Raw genomic sequence first — 22708 nt, forward strand, 5'->3', positions numbered from 1 at the left:
AGGAGCATGCCTATCATTTTGTACGGCAACGAAGCTTGTCCAGCAAAACCGGCAGCCATAATGGCGGAGGAGCGATTACTTCCGTAAGCTCCTGCGTCCAAGGATGGACAAAAGTTAATTTTTCACCATGCAGCGCTTGATGAGACAGCAGGCGAGCATTGCCGCCATAGAGCTGATCTCCGATGAGCGGGTAGCCCAAGTAGCTCATATGAACTCTGATTTGATGCGTTCTGCCTGTCTCTAGCTGCAAGCGTACGAGAGAGGCATTCTGATAGGTCTCTACTGTCTCGTAATGTGTAATAGCCGTCTCGCCGCTCCCTCCTGCCCTACGGCGGGAGGAATGATGCCTATCCTTGCTAATGGGCGCATTAATTGTACCCTTCCGCTGCGACAGACGCCCTTCTACAACAGCAACATAATAACGTTCGATCTCTTTGCTGCGCATCGCTTCATCTAGTCTCCACTGGGCCAAGTCATTCTTCGCAAATAACACGGGACCTGACGTATCGTCGTCAAGCCGATGAATATGTCTAACCGGGAGGGGATCGCCATGCTGCAGAAGATGGCAGGCTGCTGCTTCATCAAGTGTGCCTCTATGTCCAGGGTGGGATTCATGTACAGCCATTCCCGCCGGCTTATTAAGGATCATGCAAAAGTCATCCTCATATAGAACCGCCGGAAGAACTGCCAGTGTTGAAGACTTCGCTTTTTGATAAAGAGAATCTATTGCTGGATCAGCCTTGGGAAATGCCAAAAACCGCAATTTCCCCCCTTCCCATTGAATACCGCCTATAGAAAACAACCGATTAATCCATTTTGCAGGAAATAAAGAATGAGCCAGCAGCCATTGCCGCACAAGATGCGGATGACTGCCGGCCGGAGGGAAATCCAATTGCTGTTCAGAGCTTGTTGCTGCGGTCGAGGCAAGAGGAACTTGAGATACTTCCAGCTCCAGCCACTCGCCTGAACGTATATACTGATACATTGGCATGTAACAACACCTCCTTGAATGCTTGCATACGTTCCAAAAAAAGAGCAGGAGCTGCAGTAATCGGAATCGTTACCTTGCAGCGCCTGCTGTAATCATAACTATAGGCTGCGAATTACAATCGGCTTAATGCCGTGTCGTGAGCAGCTATCGTCGCATCAATGTCCTCGTTCGTATGAACCGCGGACACGAACATGCCCTCGAATTGGGACGGTGCCACGCTGATGCCAAGGTCGAGCATGTTGGAGAAGTAAGCTTTGAAACGCTCCAAATCTGCTGTCTTCGCCGTTTCGAAGTTGATAACAAAAGTATCCGTAAAGAATGGACATACCATGGAGCCGACACGATTAATCGTGCTTGCAATCCCATGTTTTTGGGCATTCGCCTCAAATCCACGCTGCAATCGAACCGCTTGGCGCTCCAGAAGCTCGTAGGTTTCTGGCGTCAGCAATTTCAAAGTGGTGTAGCCTGCTGCCATCGCCAGCGGATTACCCGACAAAGTACCAGCTTGGTAGATCGGCCCGCTCGGCGCAATCATTTCCATAAGCTCACGCTTGCCCCCATACGCACCGACTGGCAGACCGCCTCCGATTACTTTTCCGAAGCAGGTTAGGTCAGGTGTTACGCCGTACAAGCCTTGGGCACAATGATAGTTAACCCGGAAGCCCGTCATTACCTCATCAAAAATAAGGATGCTACCGTAAGCCTCCGTTACTTGACGAAGCCCTTCAAGAAAGCCCGGCAGCGGCGGAACAACGCCCATATTTCCAGCAATTGGCTCGACGATTACACAAGCAATTTCCTCACCGAATTTCTCAAAAGCCAGCTTCACAGATTCTATATCGTTATATGGAACTGTAATTGTCTGAGAAGCAACGCCTTCCGGCACGCCCGGACTGTCTGGCAAGCCTAACGTAGCTACGCCTGAACCGGCTTTGATCAGCAGGCTATCCGCATGACCATGATAGGAGCCTTCGAACTTCAAAATCTTGCTCCGCTTCGTATAGCCGCGCGCAAGACGCAGAGCGCTCATCGTTGCCTCTGTTCCTGAATTAACCATCCGCACAACATCTACAGAAGGAACGCGTTCAACGACAAGCTCTGCCATTAACGTCTCTAATTCCGTAGGGGCACCAAAGCTGGTGCCTTTCTCAGCAGTTCGTATAATCGCTTCAACCACTTCCGGATGTGCATGCCCCATAATGAGCGGTCCCCAGGAAGCAACATAATCAATGTAGCTGTTCCCATCAATATCATATACTCGGCTGCCTTGGCCGCGTTCCATATACACAGGATTTAACCCTACTGATTTGAAAGCACGAACAGGGCTGTTAACGCCGCCCGGAAGAACCTGCTTCGCTCTTGCAAAAGCTGCCCTGGACTTCTCGTCCTGTCTTTGACGTGGTTGCTCACTCATGATCTTAATGCTCCCCTTTCAGCCAACGCGAAGCATCCTTCGCATGATAAGTAATGATCAGATCAGCACCCGCTCGCTTCATGCCTGTAAGAGTCTCCAGCACAACTCCGCGCTCATCAATCCAGCCGTTACCTGCTGCTGCTTTGACCATCGAATATTCTCCGCTCACATTATACGCTACCACTGGCAGATCAAAATGCTCCTTCAACTGACGCACAACGTCAAGATAAGCAAGAGCAGGCTTCACCATCAGCATGTCTGCACCTTCAAGCACATCAGAATCTGCTTCACGAAGCGCTTCGCGTACATTGGCCGGATCCATCTGATACGTTTTGCGGTCGCCGAATTGCGGCGCCGAATGAGCAGCCTCGCGGAAAGGTCCATAGAAAGCCGAAGCATATTTGACAGAGTAGGACAAAATCGGAATATGCGTAAAGCCTGCTTCATCTAATCCCTCACGAATCGCAGCTACGAAGCCATCCATCATATTCGACGGAGCAATCACATCTGCGCCTGCCTCCGCTTGCGATACCGCAGTACGTACCAATGCTTCCAAGGAGGCATCATTATCCACTTCCGCTCTCCCTGTTGCTTCATGCTGATGAATAATGCCGCAATGGCCATGATCGGTGAATTGGCATAGGCAGGTATCAGCCATAACGATAAGCTCTGGCACCCATTGCTTAATCGCACGAGTCGCTTGCTGCACAATTCCATTGGAATCATAGGCAGAAGTCCCTATCGCATCCTTATGCTCAGGTACACCAAACAGCATGATCGACTGAATGCCAAGCGCCGTTATTTCACGGATTTCCGCCTCGAGCACATCCAATGAGAAATGGTATACCCCTGGCATAGAGCTGATCTCTTCCTTCACGTTCACACCATGCGTGACAAAGATCGGGTAGATGAAATCATTAACCGTCAATACGGTTTCACGCACTAAGCTGCGAATGCCCGCTGTATGACGAAGTCGGCGATGTCTCACTATTGGAAAGGTCATTAACAATTCCTCCTAAAAAATTATGCATTAGCAAATTTTCGCTGTATCCGATAGCTGCTTTACTGGTACGTCAAATCAACTTGAAATTGCACATAACCATTGTCCTAATACTGCTTGGTTATACTGTCTACGCTAATCCGCGCTTAACCGCTTGATGCTGGACAAGGGCCTCGACCAACGCCTCAATTGTCGCTTCCTTGGGCTCAATCGCAATGTTAAGCCCAGCTTCCCTTGCCGTCTTGGTCGTTAATGGGCCGATGCTCGCCATAACCGCACCTGAGAGAGCTTCGGCCGGATCGTCAATACCCTCGCGCTTCAGCAGTTCCAGCAAATTCGTAACGGTAGAGGAGCTGGTGAACGTAACGGCATGAATCCGTCCTTCCCTTAACCACTCCATTGCCTGCTCGTCCTGTGTGTCAGCCATAACAGTCTCATAGACGTCAATTTCTAACGGTACAAGCCCTTGTGCCTCAAGCTCTCTTGGCAGCACCTCTCGTGCAAGATCGCCGCGCGGGAGCAGTACATGCTCGCCAGTCTTCAAATCGCCAGCAAGCTGCTCCAGCAATCCTTCCGCATGAAACTGTGCTGGCAGCTCCACAACTGTCAGCCCGCGTTTCTCAAGCGCTTCGGCTGTTTTGGGGCCGACAGCAGCAATTCGAGCAGCATGAAAACGCCGAATGTCGATACCGAACTTGCGCAGCCAGCCAAAAAAATAATCGACTCCGTTCACACTAGTGAACATGATCCAGTCATACCGCTCCGCTTGCTCCAAGGCAGCCTGAATCTTGGCGACCATAGAGGCTTCCTTAGGCTCTCGTATCTCAATGACAGGGAACTCACAGGGCTCACCGCCAAGCTCCTCTATCCTGTCTGCCAGCTCGCTAGCCTGCGATCTGGCACGTGTAACGAGAACGCGAACGCCGAACAATGGCTTTTTCTCATACCACTTGAGCTTATCTCGCTGCGTAACTACATCACCGACCACTATGACCGCAGGAGGCTGGAAATTCGCTTCTTTTACAATCCGTTCAATAGATTCGAGAGTACCGACAATCGTCTCTTGCTCCACACGGGTTCCCCAGCGTATAAGGGCAACTGGTGTATCAGCGGACTTGCCATGACGAATCAACTGTTCTGCAATATATCCAATCTTGGCTACCCCCATCAAGAAAATCAAGGTTCCTGTAGCATTCGTCACCTTATCCCAATGAATGGACCGATCCAGCTTATCCGGACTCTCGTGCCCTGTAATAATAGAAAGAGAAGAGGCCAAATCACGATGAGTAACGGGAATGCCCGCATAGGCTGGAACCGAAATCGCTGAGGTAATGCCTGGAATAATCTCAAATTCAATGCCATTGTCTTGCAGCAGGCCAGCTTCCTCGCCCACACGTCCAAATATGGTCGGATCGCCGCCCTTTAAGCGCGTCACTGATTTGCCTTGCAAAGCTAGATCCACGAGGAGCTGATTGATCTCCTCCTGCTTCATCGTGTGTCGATCAGGCAGCTTGCCGACATAGATCTTCTCAGCGCCATCCTTCAAATAACGAAGCAGCCTGGGGCTGGCTAAGCGGTCATAGACGACCACGTCGCTTTTCTGCAAACATTCTAAGCCTCGTACCGTAATGAGCTTCGGATCGCCGGGACCGGCTCCGACTAAATAGACGATACCCTTATCCATTGATTATCCCCCAATTTCCGCAAGTATGCGGTCAGCGCCTCTTGCAATTAATGCCTCCGCAACCTCACGGCCGAGCAGCTCAGGATCCGTTCCCTTTGCTATTTCCTTCAACAGCACAGCGCCATCTGGTGAGCCTACGATTCCCGTCAGCTCCAGCACTGCGTTGTCCAAGCTGCCGTCAGCTCGCTTCTCAACTGTTGCATAAGCGCCAATTGGAATTTGGCAGCCTCCGTTCAAAGCGCCAAGGAAGCTGCGCTCAGCCCGCACTGCAAGTGAAGTCTCCTCATCATTATAGAGAGCGAGCAGCTCCCTTACCTCTGCATCATTGTCACGGCATTCGATCCCAAGGGCGCCTTGCCCTACTGCTGGTACGCATATATCAACAGGGATATAGGTAGAGATGCGATCCTGCCAGTCCATACGGCTGAGGCCGGCCGCAGCAAGCACGACAGCATCGAAGCCTTCTGTCGTAAGCTTTTTAATGCGGGAATCAATATTGCCTCTGATCGAATCCAGTACAAGGTCAGGTCTTGCATTCTTAAGCTGGCAGGAACGGCGTAAGCTGCTTGTCCCGACTCTTGCCCCTTGCGGCAAATCAGAAAGCGACTGGCCTTCCTTCATAATCAAGCAATCACGTGGATCAACACGCGTCGGAACAGCGCCATTCATGAGACCCTCCGGCAGCTCATAAGGCATATCCTTCATACTGTGGACAGCCATATCTATAACGCCGTCCTGCAGCGCCTGCTCGATTTCCTTCACGAATAGGCCCTTGCCTCCGACCTTGGATAACGTAACATCAAGAATACGATCGCCTTTGGTCACGATCTTGCGAATTTCAAACAAATAATCGAACCCATGCTTCTCACTGATGCGCTTCAATTCGTCAATCACTTGTCCAGTCTGTGTAAGGGCTAACGCGCTTTGCCTTGTCCCTACCACGATTGTACGCTGTCCATTAATTGCTGTTCCCATTATGTAATCCTCCCGTCATCATCCCGCGAAGGCGCTCGATCCATGCCTCAGCATCATCATTATCCTCTAAAGGGAATGGCACTTGCGCAGCAGCAAGGCTAAGCAGCCTCTCCCTCTCTTGCTCATCTCGTGCAGTCTCTTTGAGGCGTATACGCAGCTTTCTAAGCAGCGGCATGCTCTCTGCATATTCTAAGCCATATCTTTCTTCGAGCTCATGACGCAGCCGTTTGGCTAGAGCCGGACTTGCACCAGAAGCAGATATGCCGATAATCAAATCTCCGCGTCTTACCACTGAACAGTTAAGAAAGGCTCCTGCGCTGCCCTCATCCACGGTGTTGACCCATATGCCCAGCCGCTCGGCATCCTGCGCAATTCTCCGATTCAGCTCTCTATCATTGGTAGCGGCGAATACCAATCGAGCACCATGGCAATCCGTCTCGTTATAGCTGCGGGCTGTTGCTTGAATCCTTCCGCTCTTAGCAAGCTCTCTCAGGCGTTCAGTCAGGACCGTCGCTATTACCCATACCTCATCTGCTCCAGCTTCCAGCAAACCCATCACCTTGCGTTCTGCGATGCGCCCCCCGCCAATAACGACACACCGCTTGCCAGGAAGCTTCAGCATAACAGGATAATAGCCATTCATATCCGCTTATCCCCCTTATTCTAATGAAAGGTAGAAAAGTAATTTGATAAAAAATTTAAAATAAGGACGATGAATGACGCAATGTGCAATCGTGCAAGCTGCATGCCTGGTCGATTCAGCAATGCTCGTTGTATAACGTATACAATATACATAATTAAAGCCGCGAAGGAGGTCAATACCTTCCAATCCAGCAATAGCATTGTCTTGCCTTCTACAAGCAGCATCGTTATTGCAACCGAGAGCGACATCGCCAGCAGCGGCACACCAATTATAATGGCACGATCCGAGAACCGTTCGATTGTATCAAGGCTAGGGAAGCGCTTGACGGCCTTAGACCAACGCTTGCCTTTCAACTGGTTATGGAGAAACATGTACATGCCAGCGAATATCGTTCCAACCGTCAATGCTGCATAGGCGCAAAGAACAAGACTAATATGAACAAATAGCAGCTCCTCGGTAGTTGCAGATAAGGTAAAACCCGTCTCATCCCCGGGATTGCTGTACAAATTAAGCGCAAGAACAGCAAATCCAACGACATTCACTAAGAAAACAATAAACTCGATTTTGAAAAATCGACTTATAACAAGTGAAATCGTAACCAATAGCCAGGAAAATCCTAGCCAATATTCAAAATTCGAAATCGCAGAGATCGCAGGCATCTCATAATGATTAACGATTCGAGAAATTAGGAATACAGTCTGCAAACTCCATACAAAAATAAGTAGCCCTGCTCCAATCCGTTTTGCTCTCCGGTTTGCATCCATGAAATCGGAGAAATAAAACAGAAGGCTCAGGGCGTAAATATACAATATCGCGTCATATAGCCAATTTTGCATTACCATAGCGCCTCCACGTTGCCACGCCTTCCTTAAAGGGCGGAAGCGTGCTTCTACCGAGTGACGGACGCCAGCGCTGCCACGGCGGCATGTGTCGGCATGTTTTTGTTATTTGCCGCAGCTATCGGCTCCGCCGTATATTGCTCGGCTTGGTTCGATTTGACGAGCTCATCTTCAAGCGCAAACAGCTTCACGAACATATCCATCGCTTCGTCTGCATGCTTCTCGCCAGCCATTTCTTTAATTCTTATAATAGGGTCCTGCATCATCTGATTCACAATACTCTTCGTCAGCTTGCGAATAACTTTGAGCTCATGATCATCCAGATTAGGAAGCTTGTTCGTCAAGCTGTTGAACGTCTCCTCATGTATATCGGCTGCTTTCGTCTGAAGCGCACGAATCAGCGGTACGACACCAAGTGTTTTGTACCATTGCGCAAAGAGAGCAATCTCCTCAGCAATCATTGTTTCAATTTTGGAAGCTTCCTTACGGCGCTGCTCCAAATTACTTTCGACAATGCCTTCCAAATCATCAATATCGTATAAGAATACGTTATCCACTGCAGCAATCGAAGGCTCCAAGTCTCTAGGAACAGCAATATCAATCATGAACAACGGCTTGGACTTCCGGCGCTGCATTGCAGCAGCTACGGCTTGACGATTCAACACATACCCTTCCGCTCCAGTGGAGCTGATTACGATGTCTGTCTCATACAAGCGATTGGCTGCATCCTCCATCGAGCATGGAATGCCGTTAAACTTATCCGCGAGCTGAGCTGCACGCTCATACGTCCGATTAGCAACAATAACCTTGTCCGCTCCGTTCGCATACAGATGCTTGGCTGTCAGCTCTCCCGTCTCGCCTGCCCCAATAATCATAACCGTCTTCTTGTTAAATTGACCAAATATGCGTTTGCCTAGCTCAACAGCCGCATAGCTGACCGATACCGCAGATTCACCGATGGAAGTCTCAGAATGTGCACGTTTGGCCATTGTAACAGCCTGCTTGAACAACATATTGAATACCGTACCTGTAGTCTTGCGCTGCTGTGCAAGTGCGAAGGCATCCTTGACCTGTCCCAGAATTTGCGTCTCGCCAATAACCATGGAATCCAAGCCGCTAGTCACGCGGAAAAGATGCTCAATTGCCTTATCATCTTCATACATATATAAATGATTCGTAAAATGCTGTCTAGGCAGCTTAAACCATTGTTCCATAAAGCTGCGAATATAGTGTCCGCACAAATGATGCCTGTCCACTACTGCGTACATTTCTGTCCGGTTGCAGGTCGCAACAATGACACATTCCATAATGCTATCGGTGTTCTTAAGCTGTACGAGTGCTTCGGCCATCTCTTTCTCTGCAACAGCGAATCGTTCCCTAACTTCAACAGGAGCGGTCCGATAGTTCAATCCCACCACAATAATGTGCATGCGCGTTCACCTGCCTTTCTGTCAAAAAAATAACGTTCAATCACCTGATGTCACCAGTAATTATAGCATAGTTCGACATTCATAAAGGCTTCATTTATGAATAATATTTGAAAACCCTACATCCATTATTCCCTATTCATACAAAGAAATAACCATGGACCGAAGTCTATGGTTATTTCGCTATGATTCAATTGAGAGCTATTACACAAGCTCGATTTGTTTCATCTTTGGTTCTTCCACTTGCAGCTCACCCATGCCGCGTACTAGCTTCTTCGCATGAGTCTTCGTCGGCTTCAGTACAGCGATCATATAATCGATCGCGAGCTGTGGATCCACGGTTTCACCACAAGTATAACAGTCAAGTGCGGCAAACCCTCTCTCAGGATACGTGTGAATTGAGAGGTGACTCTCCGACAGCATAACGAGCACAGTTGCTCCTTGAGGCTCAAATTGTTTGGATTGCACCGATAGTACAGTAGCGCCACAGCTTTCAGCAGCCTCCACCATTTGGGCTTGCAAAAATTCAGCGTTGTTCAGTAGATCAAAATCTACTCCCCAAGTATCAACAGCAACGTGTCTTCCGAAAGTTGAGTATTCCATCTTCCGGTTCCCCCTTCCTAGGAATAAAATGTTTAAAAAAATTTCATCCGCTAGGACCTACGTCATTCACTTCCCGAGGGAATAATCTCTCGCAACATAACTATGTCCTGAGTGAATCCTGGTTCCTATTTTGTTTGCAACAATGTTTTCAACGAGATTAAAAATAACATCTATTGCTGAGAAATGCAACCCCTTTTTTTTCTAAGGATGGATTTTGTCCAACTGCCATCCTCTTTATCAAGGTATGAGAGGCCATCTTTTTTTGTACTAAGCACTTTGTTAACCTGCCATTAAATTTTTTGCATCCTGTGGGCTATATACGGAAATGTGATCGACAGCGTTTGTTTTGTCAGGAATAACAAATTTCAACTGATATTGCTCATTGACCTCATACGTATAAATATGGTCCTCGCCATTGACTGTCTTTTCATCCGCTGTGCCAAGGGCCTTCTCAATATCAGCCAACGTCAGCGATTGGAGCTCCTTCGCATAGGACCTAACATCGAATACAAGCATTCCTTTGTTGTAGCCGAACGTAATTCCTTTTTTCTTATACTCCGCATACATGCCTTTGCCTGCACTATTTATATGGTCCGCTTTTCCCCAGCTTTTCTCGATCTCATCGTACAGTGCAGTATGTGCTGCATAATGACTGCCCGGCACTTTACCTTCCTTAGCAAGCTCCACAAGCGATCCCACCGTAACCGACGATTGCTCCTGCTCAGCGTTGCCGCCTGCCTCGTTAGAAGGGCTTGAGCTAGCCTGCGGACTTGGACTTGCGGCCACATCTGGTTCAGGCTCTGAGGTTCCTTCTGGGCTCGTCTGAGGGGTTGCTGCTGGTGTGCTGGAAGGACTACTGTCTGCCGCTCCTCCGCTGCACGCAGATAACGCAAGCATGGCTGCTCCCATCACAATGACCATCCATTGTTTATGGCGCTTCTTCATCCTAACTCCACTCCTTTTCTCTGATGTTTGCCGTCTGTGTAAAAGGAATCTACTCTTATATAGACTGTTTTAATCCGAATAAGTTGCGGAAAAGCTAATTTCTATGCAGATATAAAAAAAGAAGAAGCCGGCTCAGCGGCTTCTTCTTGACGTGTGGTTTATGCTTCAAGCATAAACAGTTTCTTGGTTTGAACGGTCAATCGCTCGTCGATCTCAGCAACTTGCAGCTGATCCTTCGTTTGATTGCGCAGGTCCAACAGCTCGTTAATGGCATTGTTAACCATCTCGATCTCGCGTTCGATCAATCGACTACGGAATACTCTCTCGAGCTGTCCAGCTGTATCCTTATATTCGAATACAACACGTGTTCCTGATGAATTGCTCTCTACAATTGTGCGAACAGTTCCATTCGTATAGTGGTAGGTCATCGTATAATGACTATAAATGCGATTGACGACAGCGTCCCCATGGAAAGCAGATACAGCTTTGCGCATGGCGTTGGTCAGCTTAGGGTGAACGAGGCGGCAAGAAAGCTCGCATACGTAACGGTCTTGTTGACGTTCGAAGGTCAACCTGACCTCTTCCCTCCCTGCTACGTCTTCGAGAACCAGCTCCTGATTTCCGTTGTCGAGCACCATCACCTGAAGGCGAATTTGCTGATCATCGAAGAAACGGATAAATTGCGTCATCTCATCATTCGTTAATTGCAGTTTGGCATTTACATACTCTGTGGCTAGCCGCTGAGCCATAAAAATCTCCTCAATTCTTTGAACTTACAATTGTGATCTTAATTCCTAAATATATTATACGTGATCGAAGCTTTTTATTCCTGCCTCTCAGCCTCGAAATTCACGCATATTTCTGAAAAAATCGGAAAATTTCACGAAGAGTTCCACCTTTTTAACTGAATCCTCGCCATTATGCAAGAAGTTGCTGTACTTTCTACCCTATACGCCGATCGCGTCGGTTATAACTCCCCATAGTTCATCCCGTCCAAGCCCTGTTTCGGAGGAGAACATAACGACCCGATCACGGGGGTCTGCCTCCAGCGTTTCCTTAATAATCTTAACATGCTTGTCCCATTTGCCTTTGGGAATCTTGTCTGCCTTCGTCGCAACGATGCAAGTAGGAATATTATAATGCTTCAGCCAATGATACATGAGCTGGTCATCCTTGGATGGGGCATGACGAATATCTACCAGTATCAGCTGCAGCTTAAGCTGCTCCCGATCCCGAATATAAGTCTCAATCATTTTTCCAAACTGCTCGCGCTGGGTTTTGGATACCTTTGCATAGCCGTAGCCTGGAAAATCAACAAAATAAACAAAATCATTAATTCGATAATAATTGAGCTGCTGGGTTTTGCCAGGCTGGCCGCTCGTTCTCGCCAAGTTTTTACGCATAATCATTTTGTTGATCAATGAAGATTTGCCGACATTGGAACGCCCTGCCAGAGCAATCTCCGGCAAGGCATCAACAGGGTATTGATGAGGTTGTACGGCACTGATAATAAAGTCTGCTTGTATAATTTTCATAATTGTGGTGATCCTGCTTTCTCATCCTTGTTGACCGGAAGCAGCGCATGCTCAAGCACCTCGTCCATGTGAGCAACTGGAATGAATGTAAGCTCGCTTCTCACGCTGTCCGGTATATCGCGAAGATCTCGCTCATTGTCTTTTGGCAGCAGCACCTTTTTGATGCCCGCCCGATGTGCAGCCAAAGACTTCTCTTTCAATCCGCCAATAGGCAGCACTCGTCCGCGGAGGGTAATCTCTCCGGTCATCGCAACTTCCTTCGAGACGTAACGGTTCGTGAGCGCCGAGATAAGGGCGGTTGCAATTGTAATGCCTGCAGATGGCCCATCCTTAGGAATAGCGCCTTCTGGAATATGGATATGAATATCATTCTTCTCATGGAAGCTTGCATCAATGCCAAGCTCCAGCGCTTTGGAACGCGTATAGCTGAATGCAGCTTGAGCCGATTCCTTCATGACATCGCCAAGCTTGCCTGTCAGCGTCAGCTTGCCGCTGCCTGGCATAATCGTCACTTCGATGACCAGTGTATCACCGCCGACCTCTGTCCAAGCAAGCCCCGTGACCGCTCCAATCTGGTCTTCAACCTCTGCCATGCCATGACGGAACCTGGATGGTCCTAGCCATTCCTTCAACAGCTCTGAATCTACCTTCAGCGGCTCAACTGCGCCGCCATCCTCGCTGTCTCCCTGCTTGCGGTTAACGCCCGCAGCTACGATATGCTTGGCTGCTTTTCTGCATATTGCCGCAATCTGCTGCTCCAGATTACGCACGCCGGATTCGCGGGTATATTCTCGAATAAGCTGCATAAGGACTTCATTGTCTACAATTAGCTGTTCATCTGTCAACCCATGATCCTTCTTTTGCTTAGGCAACAAGTAGCGCTCGGCAATTTGCTGCTTCTCAAGCTCCGTGTAGCCCGGTATATAGAGAACCTCCATCCGGTCCAGAAGCGGGCGAGGAATGTTATGCATGGCGTTCGCAGTGGTAATAAACATAACATTAGACAAGTCGAACGGAACCTCAATGAAATGATCACTGAACGTATTATTTTGTTCCGGATCAAGAACCTCAAGAAGCGCTGATGCCGGATCTCCACGGAAATCCATTGCCATCTTGTCAATCTCATCAAGCAGGAATACCGGATTGAACGAGCCCGCCGTCTTCATTCCTTGAATAACTCGCCCTGGCATAGCGCCAACATAGGTCCGTCTATGACCGCGAATTTCTGCCTCATCACGTACGCCGCCAAGCGAAATACGGACGAAATTGCGCCCAAGCGATTTGGCAATGGAACGAGCGAGTGACGTCTTGCCGACGCCCGGAGGACCAACCAGACAGAGAATAGGTCCCTTCATCTTGGAGACCAGCTGTTGAACAGCCAAATACTCCAGCACACGCTCCTTAGGCTTCTCAAGGCCATAATGATCACTATTCAGTATGCTTTCGGCCTTCTCTAGACTTAAGTCATCTTCCGTACGCTTGTTCCATGGCAAGGATAACAGCCAATCAATATAATTGCGAATGACCCCGCCCTCGGCAGATGACGCTGGCATTTTCTCAAGACGATCGATTTCCTTCTCGATCTTCTCCCTCACCTGCTCTGGAACGCCTGCTTCCTCCAGCTGACTCCGCAGCTCCTCGACCTCGCTCGCGCGTCCTTCTTTCTCGCCAAGCTCCTTCTGAATCGCTTTCATCTGTTCACGCAAATAATATTCCTTTTGCGTTTTTTCCATCTGTTTTTTGACACGCTGATTGATTTTGCGTTCAAGCTCCAGAACTTCTCGCTCATTGTTGAGAAAATCCAAGAGCTTATCCAGACGTTCGCGCACGTCGACTGTCTCCAGAATATCCTGTTTGTCTCTAATCTTCAGCGACAAATGGCTTGTAATAACATCCGCGAGACGCCCCGGCTCATCGATATCCGATACTGCCGCATGCGTCTCTGGAGTCACCTTCTTGGACAACGAAATATAATGCTCAAATTGATTAAGCACCGAACGCATCAAAGCATCCACTTCGGGATCATCCGTTTCCTGCTCAGGCAGCTCGCGAACAGTCACTTCATAGAAAGCCTCGTTCGGGATGTAGTCCTCGATCTTCGCGCGAACTACACCCTCTACTAGAACGCGAATCGTACCGTTCGGAAGCTTCAGCATCTGCCGCACCTTGGCGATTGTGCCAATCCGATAAATATCTTCCTCCGTCGGATCTTCGATGTTCACCTCTGATTGTGAACACAGCAATATCATATGATCTTCAATCATCGCGCTTTCTAACGCCCGCACCGATTTATCTCTACCCACATCAAGGTGGAGCACCATGCTGGGATATACGAGCAGCCCCCTAAGCGGAAGCAAGGGAAGCCGACGAGTTTTCGATTTTCCGGGTCCCATACCAGCACCTCCAATTGTTCTGTCTATACCTAGTTTATCATTCCGCGGATTCCGCCTGCAAATAGGGAACTCCAGGAGAGATATACAGGTCAGCTGCTACATGCTCCTCCTGCTCATCCACGACTGTCTGCACGATCGGAAATACAAGGTTGAACACTTCATCCACACGATCAACAGGGATAACCTTCAGGCCCTCTAAGTTAGCGAATATAGCCTGCCAGTTTTCTTTTGGAATAATCACTGTATCTGCTCCCGCTTGGAATGCCGCCTCTACTTTTGCTAGAACGCCCCCGACCGGCTTCACATTGCCGTGAATGCCCACCTCGCCTGTCATAGCCAGCCGATGGCTAATCGGCTCTTCTTTGATTGCAGAGGCGATAGCAGTCGCCATCGCGATACCAGCCGATGGACCGTCAATAGGCGTGCCGCCTGGAAAGTTAATATGCAAGTCATAATCTTGCGGATTAAGGCCATAGCGCCGAAGCATCGTCAGCACATTTTCTACAGAGCCCTTCGCCATGCTTTTTCTGCGCAGCGTTCTGGAGCCTCCGCCCAATTCCTCTTCGTCTACAACACCAGTAATCGTAATCTGGCCTTTACCGCTTGCTGCTGGTATGGCGCTCACTTCGATTTCAAGCAGCGTGCCCATATTCGGACCATACACAGCAAGCCCATTTACAAAGCCGATCTGCGGCGCATCAGGCACCTTGCGATCAGGGCGTGGAGGGATTTGGCTGCTGTTAACCACCCATTCTATGTCTGCCGCCGTAATGCTGTCACGCTTCTCGGAGAGTGCGACACCTGCCGCAAGCTGAATAACATTCACTGCTTCCCTGCCGTTCGTTGCATATTTCTTCACCACTTCAACAGCATCCGGACATGAACCGAAGCCAATCTTCTTGATGGCATTCTCTGCAATCGCCGAGATCTCACTTGCAAGCAGCGGTCTGAAATATACCTCCATACAACGTGAACGAATAGCTGGCGGAATATCCTGAGGCGATCTGGTCGTCGCACCGACAAGGCGGAAGTCAGCAGGAAGCCCATTCTGAAAAATATCATGAATATACACCGGAATATTCACATCTTCGGAATTATAATAAGCACTTTCCAAAAATACTTTGCGATCTTCAAGTACTTTTAACAGCTTATTCATCTGCACAGGGTGCAATTCCCCGATTTCGTCTATAAATAAGATGCCGCCATGCGCCTTCGTAACCGCTCCCGGCTTCGGCTGAGGAATGCCAGCAACGCCCATCGCTCCTGCACCTTGATAGATAGGATCATGGACAGAGCCGATTAAAGGATCAGCGATGCCCCGTTCATCGAATCTAGCGGTTGTAGCATCAATCTCTGTGAACTTGGCCTCAGGCAAGAAGGGCGACGTAAGATTCTTCTTCGCTTCTTCGAGAACGACACGTGCCGCTGCCGTTTTCCCTACCCCCGGTGGTCCATAAATAATAACATGCTGCGGGTTCGCGCTGCATAGTGCCGCCTTGAGCGCCCGCAATCCATCTATTTGCCCAACGATATCCTGCATCGTCTGCGGGCGTGTTTTCTCAGCCAGTGGCTTTGTAAGTGATATGGAGCGAAGCTTGCGCAGCTTATCCATTTCTTTACGGGATTCTCGATCAACAGCAGAGCGGTTCGTTTTCTGGTTGCGCAGCAAATTCCAGAAATATAAACCGATAACGACAGCAAAAAAAACTTGAATTAACATCAACACTAAACTTAAACTCATCCGTTATCCACTCCTCCTTATAACAACAACGCAAACCAGCCGGCAAAAGAGCTCGTATTTGGTAGTATTGCCCCTTGTAGCAGGGAATAACCGTTCGCGCATTTATTTTCCTAATAAGAAGGAGTGGTTAAAAAAAGAGGCTGCCTCGTGGACGATCACGAGTAGCCTCTCTTTTATTTAGAGATGAATGTGATGCTTGCGTCCCGGAATTTCTCCTGTCTCTTCAAACACTCGCACAATTTCATCAATTTCTTTTTTGAGCTCATTCAGCAATTCATCCTCTGGCACTTTACGGATCATCTCTCCGTAACGGAACAGCATTCCCTCGCCGCGTGCTCCCGCAATCCCGATATCGGCTTCACGCGCCTCGCCAGGACCGTTAACCGCACAGCCCAGCACCGACACTTTAATCGGCACCTTGATCTTGGAAATATACTCCTCTACCTCGTTGGCAATCGAGAATAGGTCAATATCAAGACGGCCGCAGGTTGGACAAGATACGAGCGTAGCCGCATTCGTAATCAAGCCGAAAGTTTTGAGCAGCTCGCGAGCTACTTTAACCTCTTCTACCGGATCAGCACTTAGGCTGATACGAACGGTATTGCCGATTCCGAGCGCCAGCAAAGCGCCAATGCCCGCCGAGCTCTTAATCGTTCCTGTATGAAGCGTTCCGGCTTCGGTAATGCCCAGATGAAGCGGATATTTGATCTTCTCAGCAGCCATGCTGTAAGCTGCAATCGCCATCGGAACGTCTGATGCCTTCAGCGATACGATAATATCGTGAAAGTCCAGCTCCTCCAGAATGCCGATATGGAATAAAGCACTCTCAACCATAGCCTCAGGCGTAGGATAGCCATATTTCTCAAGCAAGTGGTTCTCAAGCGAGCCTGCATTCACTCCAATACGAATCGGAATTCCGCGTTCCTTGCAAGCTTTTACTACAGCTTCGACTTTCTCGCGGCGGCCGATGTTGCCGGGATTAATTCTAACCTTGTCGACCCCGTTCTCAATAGCAGCAAGCGCAAGCCGGTAGTCAAAATGAATGTCCGCAACGAGCGGAATATGAATCCGTTTCTTGATTTCCTTGATAGCTTCAGCAGCTTCCTTGTTGTTTACCGTTACGCGAACGATCTGACAGCCCGCTTCTTCAAGCCGCAATATTTCAGCGACAGTCGCTTCAACATCAGCCGTCTTCGTTGTGCACATACTTTGAATAATGACCTCGTCACTTCCGCCAATCGTGAGGTCGCCTACTTTAACGGGTACGGTGTCTTTACGATTATACATACAAGTAATCTCTCCCATGAACGTCAAAGTCCACCCTGGGTGAGGCGGCCTAAGCCGCCCTTCTGGGGTGGAGACATTGACGGTAATGAATTCTGGATTAGGCGCTTTCTTCCTTCTTGCCCTTCTTCGCAGACAGTTCCGGCATGATCTTGTCATTCACCGTTTTCTCGGTAATCAGACAAGTATTCACATCGTCGCGTGAAGGAACCTCGTACATCACATCAAGCATAAGGCCTTCAATGATCGCACGCAAGCCGCGAGCACCTGTATTCCGTTTAATCGCTTCTTTGGCAATTGCTTCAAGCGCGCCTGCTTCAAAGTCAAGCTTCACATTGTCCATTTCGAGCAGCTTCTGATATTGCTTAACCAGAGCATTCTTCGGCTCGGACAAAATACGCATTAATGCTTCCTCATCAAGAGGCTCTAGCGTAGAGATAACTGGCAGACGACCGACGAATTCCGGAATAAGTCCGAATTTCAACAAGTCCTCTGGCAATACCATTGACAAATATTCGCCCGGCTTCAAGTCCTTCTGCGCTTCGCCATTAGAGCTGAAGCCGATGACTTTCTTGCCGATCCGGCGTTTAATTAGCTGCTCCAGACCATCGAACGCGCCCCCGCAAATGAACAGGATATTGGTCGTGTCGATCTGAATGAACTCTTGATGCGGATGCTTACGACCGCCTTGCGGTGGTACTGAAGCAACCGTGCCTTCCAAAATTTTGAGCAAAGCTTGCTGTACGCCTTCGCCCGATACGTCACGGGTAATGGATGGATTCTCGGATTTGCGAGCCACTTTATCGATCTCATCGATATAGATAATACCGCGCTCCGCCTTCTCCACATCATAGTCCGCAGCTTGAATAAGCTTGAGCAAAATATTTTCAACGTCTTCCCCAACATAACCCGCTTCAGTCAACGAAGTTGCATCTGCAATTGCGAAAGGAACGTTTAGTATTCTAGCCATCGTTTGAGCAAGAAGTGTTTTACCAGAGCCAGTTGGGCCTACAAGCAAAATATTACTCTTTTGCAGCTCAACGTCTTCAATCTTGCTTTGCGAATTAATCCGCTTGTAGTGATTATATACTGCAACAGAAAGAGATTTCTTAGCAAATTCCTGACCGATAACATAAGAATCCAGAATGGCACGGATCTCCATCGGCTTCGGAATATCCTTCATATCAAGCTCTTCCTCATGACCGAGCTCTTCCTCAACAATTTCGGTGCAAAGCTCGATGCACTCATCACATATATAAACGCCGGGACCGGCAACCAATTTACGTACTTGCTCTTGCGATTTACCGCAGAACGAGCATTTAAGCTGGCCTTTTTCGTCATTGAATTTAAACATGCTTTTCACCCCTTCAATTCAGTCATTACGATACTGGAGCTGTAATCACCTTGTCAATTAGACCATAATTCAGGGCTTCCTCCGCGCTCATGAAATAATCACGGTCCGTATCACGGTCGATTTTTTCATAAGGCTGTCCTGTACGATCTACATAAATTTGATTCAGCTTTTGCTTCGTTTTGAGAATCCAGTCTGCGTGAATCTTGATATCCGTCGCCTGTCCTCTGACTCCGCCTAGCGGCTGGTGAATCATCACTTCTGCATTAGGAAGAGCAAACCGTTTGCCTTTGGCTCCGGCTGTAAGCAGGAGCGAACCCATGCTTGCCGCCATTCCCATACAAATCGTAGACACTTCTGGCTTAATATATTGCATCGTATCAAAAATACCCATGCCGGCTGTTACGGAACCGCCAGGAGAATTTATGTACAGATGAATGTCTTTCTCCGGATCGTCGGCCGCCAAAAAAAGCAGCTGCGCAATGATTGAGTTTGCTACATCATCATCGATAGCGCTCCCGAGAAAAATGATTCTGTCCTTCAACAGACGCGAGTAAATATCGTAAGACCGTTCCCCACGATTTGTTTGTTCGACTACGATAGGTACCAGATTCATGCGACCAACCTCTTTTCGTTTTTGACTTTAAATGCTTAGACCATATTGTAACATGTGTAATCTGCGATGTCATTTTTCCAATACTACACAGTATGCGGCAATGTACGAACGATATGTGTGGAGATCTGTCTCCATTTGAAACACGAACAGTTATGTAGGTTAAAAATAAGGCACGTATCTCTTAACGATGACGTGCCTTATCTTCGGTAAAACCTATTTAATTTAATCCTTATGTTATGCTGTTGCAGCTACTGTCTTGCTGTTATCCAGCAAGAATTTGATTGTTTTGCGTAGCTCAACATCTTCTCTCAGGCTGTCGATGTTGCCGTTCTTCTCGAATACTTCACGAAGCTCTTCCGCAGGGCGGTTGTAAGCTTTGGACAAGTTCTCAAGCTCTTCGTTCACATCTTCATCAGTTGCGGAGATGCCTTCTGCTTTTGCAATTGCACTCAGAACCAGGTTGTTGCGAACGCGTTTCTCAGCATCCGAGCGCATTTGCTCGCGAAGAACCGTTTCATTCTGGCCGGAGAACTGATAATACAGATCCATGTTCATGCCTTGCATGCGAAGACGGTTCTCGAAATCGCGAACCATGAAATCTACTTCTGTAGTGATCATCGGTTCTGGAACTTCCACTTCGGATGCTTCAGTCGCTTTGGCTACTACAGCTGTTTCTTGCGCTTGCTCTGCTTCTTTTTGCTTAGCTTCCTTCAGGTTGCCAATCAGCTCTTGCTTGTACTCTTCGAGCGTGTCATATTCGCTTACATCTTTAGCGAACTCATCGTCAAGAGCAGGCAAGCTTTTACGTTTGATTTCGTGAAGCTTCACTTTGAAAATTGCTGCTTTGCCAGCCAGATCCTCAGAGTGGTAAGCCTCAGGGAATGTCACTTCTACGTCTTTGTAGTCGCCAACTTGCATGCCGATTACTTGATCTTCAAAGCCTGGGATGAAAGAATTGGAACCCAGCTCAAGCGAATAGCCTTCGCTTTGGCCGCCTTCGAATTGCTCTCCATCTACATAACCATCGAAATCAATTACAGTGATGTCGCCGCTAATAGCAGCACCCTCATCAATTACAGCAAGCTCTGCATGACGTTGTTGAAGACGCTCAAGCTCAGCGTTCACTTCTTCTTCGCCAATTGTTACTTCTACAGCCGGCACTTCAAGGCCTTTGTAGTCGCCAAGCTGAACTTCAGGCTTCACGATAACTTTAGCTTTGAATTTGAAGGATTCGCCTTTAGCGAATTGCTCAACATCAATCTCCGGACGGTCAACAGGCTCAAGGTTATGCTCTTGAATCGCTTCAGTGTAAGCATCTGGAAGCAGGATGTCGATTGCATCTTGGTACAGGCTCTCCACGCCGAAACGGGATTCAAAGATGCCCCGTGGTACTTTGCCTTTACGGAAACCAGGTACATTTACTTTTTGAACTACTTTCTTGAAAGCCAGATCAAGTGCTGTTGCGACTCTCTCTGCTCCTACTTCTACCTCAATCGATACGACGTTCTTGTCTATTTTTTCCCAAGTTGCTTTCATTTTATGCTTTCCCCTCCAAAATTACGCATATATCCGTAGTTTTCACATTCTCATAAACCATTCTATTATAAACAACATAAGCTCGCAATTCAAGACTGAGGATCATCCTCATTTGATTGCTGCATAACCGCGACCTGTCGAAGGGTCCTGCATGCTTGCTCATATCGGAATCTTAACGATCCCGTAATTCCGTATGTATCGCGAATATCATCGTCATTCGCCGAGCCGTAAACTGTGAGCAGCAGCGTCAAATGCAGCGCAGCAGCATAACAATCCACCGTCTCGTCGTCATCCCTTAGCATCCACAAATACGCGGATGAGCCATACATAAATTGCAAACTTTCCTTCCAAAGCTCTCTGGCAAAATGAGGAAGGGTTGGGTCATCCGTCTCGACTACAGCTTCTACTCGTTCAAGTATGCGGCTAATAGGCTGCGGAAAACCTTCTATCGAGAGCGGTGTTGCCTCGATATCCAGCTCTACAAGCTCTCCCATTCTGTGCAGTTTGATGATACCAGCAGCTTCCCGCTTGCGCAAACATTGCAGTGCTTTGAACTGTACGACAGGATGAATATCCTGCGACGTCGTCAGCCAGTGGATAATCATGCTGTCCACTTCCTGCGATCGAATATAGGCTGCGCGTTCTAATGCAAGTATTTGCTGATCCATCATCGGATGATGCTCCATAATATACAGCACTTGCTTAATGTAGCCCTCATCTTGTTCTGGAGGATTCAGCAGCTGCTCGCGCAACGAATCTTCATTCTCATCCTCATCTTGCTTTACAAAAGAGGCGGGCATTCCATCCCTTAAGCTCCCATCCTCAGGAAAAGCCATATCCAGCCACGAAAGCAGGCTTGCCCACTCTTCGTAGTGACGCTCATCCTCCCCCTTGCACTGGAGAAGAAATTCCAGAAGAGCTTTTGCTTCCCCATACTGTTCCGATTCCAGCATTCGCGTAAGCTGAATCTGATAATGGTCCAGCATAGTCGGGAATAAATAAAGGTTATTGTCTTTGTTCTCGTTCTGTGTGCCATTAGGAGTTGTTATGATACCACCGCCTTGTCGGTCAAACCTCATCTAGCGTCTACTCTTTGCTTGCGTTAGATTATACCATGGAAGAAGCCAAGATAAAAACTTAGGATTAAATATCGCTCGTGATCATTAAATTATGAATTAGGTATTGCATTGTATAGCGACAATATGCTATATTATGCAAGCGAAATTCAACAGGCTTTAGTGGGAATATAAGTTAAACCAAAAAACTTTAAACTTCCTATTGACCAAATACATATTCGCATGTTATATTATTTCTTACATGTCCCAGTAGCTCAGCTGGATAGAGCAACGCCCTTCTAAGGCGTCGGTCAGGGGTTCGAATCCCTTCTGGGACGCCATTTGTCCAACATTTCAACCGCGAACTTTATCGCGGTTTTTTTTTATTTTGCACAAAAATAAATGATAAAATAAAGGGCTGTCCCAAAAATCATTTTGATTTTGGGACAGCCCCTTTCCTTTACAGGTATTTTCAAAGGTAGAAGGACTTAAATCTCTTAAAGATCTAGGAACTTTATTCCTTACGCTACAGATGGTGCATATGAAGAACTTACCCTATTTTAGGAAGCGTTTTTCGTAATAATAAGCATAATCTGGGGACGTATCGGAGATAACGTCATCTATACTCAGTAGTCGAAAACCGATCTTCTCGACTAAGGAACATCGCTTCACTGTT

The 22708-nt window shown here is 48.0% G+C and carries 19 protein-coding genes and 1 tRNA gene; 1 reads left to right on the forward strand and 19 read right to left on the reverse strand.

Features of this window, described 5'->3' with window-relative positions:
- Window positions 1-13 precede the first annotated feature (13 nt).
- From AC50YO_RS20825 to AC50YO_RS20915, 19 genes are all read right to left on the reverse strand, one after another.
- Entirely contained in the window at window positions 14-991 is a 978-nt protein-coding gene (locus AC50YO_RS20825) for an RluA family pseudouridine synthase (protein WP_494850098.1), read from the reverse strand.
- A 112-nt stretch (window positions 992-1103) separates the two neighbouring features.
- Window positions 1104-2405 (reverse strand): glutamate-1-semialdehyde 2,1-aminomutase, encoded by a 1302-nt coding sequence (hemL, locus tag AC50YO_RS20830; protein WP_494850099.1) that lies wholly within the window; start codon window positions 2403-2405, stop codon window positions 1104-1106.
- Between the two features lie 4 nt (window positions 2406-2409).
- On the reverse strand, window positions 2410-3408 hold the full coding sequence (hemB, locus tag AC50YO_RS20835) for a porphobilinogen synthase (protein ID WP_494850100.1): 999 nt from the start codon (window positions 3406-3408) through the stop codon (window positions 2410-2412).
- Window positions 3409-3535: 127 nt separating this feature from the next.
- A complete protein-coding gene (gene cobA, locus AC50YO_RS20840; protein WP_494850101.1) occupies window positions 3536-5089 on the reverse strand; it encodes a uroporphyrinogen-III C-methyltransferase in 1554 nt (517 codons plus the stop codon).
- A gap of 3 nt (window positions 5090-5092) precedes the next feature.
- Window positions 5093-6064 (reverse strand): hydroxymethylbilane synthase, encoded by a 972-nt coding sequence (gene hemC, locus AC50YO_RS20845; protein ID WP_494850102.1) that lies wholly within the window; start codon window positions 6062-6064, stop codon window positions 5093-5095.
- Window positions 6048-6707, reverse strand: coding sequence for a precorrin-2 dehydrogenase/sirohydrochlorin ferrochelatase family protein (locus tag AC50YO_RS20850; protein WP_494850103.1), 660 nt, complete (start codon window positions 6705-6707; stop codon window positions 6048-6050). Before AC50YO_RS20850 ends, hemC begins: the two co-directional genes overlap by 17 nt.
- A 20-nt stretch (window positions 6708-6727) precedes the next feature.
- Window positions 6728-7543, reverse strand: coding sequence for a cytochrome C assembly family protein (locus AC50YO_RS20855; protein WP_494850104.1), 816 nt, complete (start codon window positions 7541-7543; stop codon window positions 6728-6730).
- 53 nt (window positions 7544-7596) lie between these two features.
- The gene (gene hemA / locus AC50YO_RS20860) at window positions 7597-8976 is read right to left on the reverse strand and encodes a glutamyl-tRNA reductase (RefSeq protein WP_494850105.1); all 1380 of its coding nucleotides are present in this window, start codon (window positions 8974-8976) and stop codon (window positions 7597-7599) included.
- Window positions 8977-9177: 201 nt separating this feature from the next.
- The gene (gene speD, locus AC50YO_RS20865) at window positions 9178-9576 is read right to left on the reverse strand and encodes an adenosylmethionine decarboxylase (RefSeq protein WP_494850106.1); all 399 of its coding nucleotides are present in this window, start codon (window positions 9574-9576) and stop codon (window positions 9178-9180) included.
- Window positions 9577-9855: 279 nt separating this feature from the next.
- Window positions 9856-10521 (reverse strand): YjgB family protein, encoded by a 666-nt coding sequence (locus AC50YO_RS20870; RefSeq protein WP_494850107.1) that lies wholly within the window; start codon window positions 10519-10521, stop codon window positions 9856-9858.
- A gap of 158 nt (window positions 10522-10679) precedes the next feature.
- Window positions 10680-11270 (reverse strand): non-ribosomal peptide synthetase module, encoded by a 591-nt coding sequence (locus AC50YO_RS20875; RefSeq protein WP_494850108.1) that lies wholly within the window; start codon window positions 11268-11270, stop codon window positions 10680-10682.
- 198 nt (window positions 11271-11468) lie between these two features.
- On the reverse strand, window positions 11469-12056 hold the full coding sequence (gene yihA / locus AC50YO_RS20880; RefSeq protein ID WP_494850109.1) for a ribosome biogenesis GTP-binding protein YihA/YsxC: 588 nt from the start codon (window positions 12054-12056) through the stop codon (window positions 11469-11471).
- The gene (lon, locus tag AC50YO_RS20885; RefSeq protein WP_494850110.1) at window positions 12053-14449 is read right to left on the reverse strand and encodes an endopeptidase La; all 2397 of its coding nucleotides are present in this window, start codon (window positions 14447-14449) and stop codon (window positions 12053-12055) included. The genes yihA and lon overlap by 4 nt, the downstream gene beginning before the upstream one ends.
- Window positions 14450-14486: 37 nt before the next feature.
- Window positions 14487-16190: an ATP-dependent protease LonB gene (lonB, locus tag AC50YO_RS20890; RefSeq protein ID WP_494850111.1), complete on the reverse strand. Its 1704-nt coding sequence runs from the start codon at window positions 16188-16190 to the stop codon at window positions 14487-14489.
- 177 nt (window positions 16191-16367) lie between these two features.
- Window positions 16368-17477, reverse strand: coding sequence for a flavodoxin-dependent (E)-4-hydroxy-3-methylbut-2-enyl-diphosphate synthase (gene ispG, locus AC50YO_RS20895; protein WP_494850112.1), 1110 nt, complete (start codon window positions 17475-17477; stop codon window positions 16368-16370).
- 97 nt (window positions 17478-17574) lie between these two features.
- The gene (gene clpX / locus AC50YO_RS20900) at window positions 17575-18828 is read right to left on the reverse strand and encodes an ATP-dependent protease ATP-binding subunit ClpX (RefSeq protein ID WP_494850113.1); all 1254 of its coding nucleotides are present in this window, start codon (window positions 18826-18828) and stop codon (window positions 17575-17577) included.
- Window positions 18829-18853: 25 nt separating this feature from the next.
- Complete coding sequence (gene clpP / locus AC50YO_RS20905) at window positions 18854-19441, reverse strand: ATP-dependent Clp endopeptidase proteolytic subunit ClpP (protein WP_494850114.1); 588 nt, start codon at window positions 19439-19441, stop codon at window positions 18854-18856.
- A gap of 234 nt (window positions 19442-19675) precedes the next feature.
- Window positions 19676-20977, reverse strand: a complete 1302-nt coding sequence (gene tig / locus AC50YO_RS20910; protein ID WP_494850115.1) for a trigger factor — start codon at window positions 20975-20977, stop codon at window positions 19676-19678.
- 89 nt (window positions 20978-21066) lie between these two features.
- A complete protein-coding gene (locus AC50YO_RS20915) occupies window positions 21067-22056 on the reverse strand; it encodes a hypothetical protein (protein WP_494850116.1) in 990 nt (329 codons plus the stop codon).
- Window positions 22057-22296: 240 nt separating this feature from the next.
- On the opposite strand from AC50YO_RS20915, the gene AC50YO_RS20920 reads away from it, so the two are divergent.
- Window positions 22297-22373: transfer RNA gene (locus AC50YO_RS20920), tRNA-Arg, on the forward strand.
- Window positions 22374-22708: the final 335 nt, after the last annotated feature.

The organism is Paenibacillus sp. J22P59 (assembly GCF_059383895.1).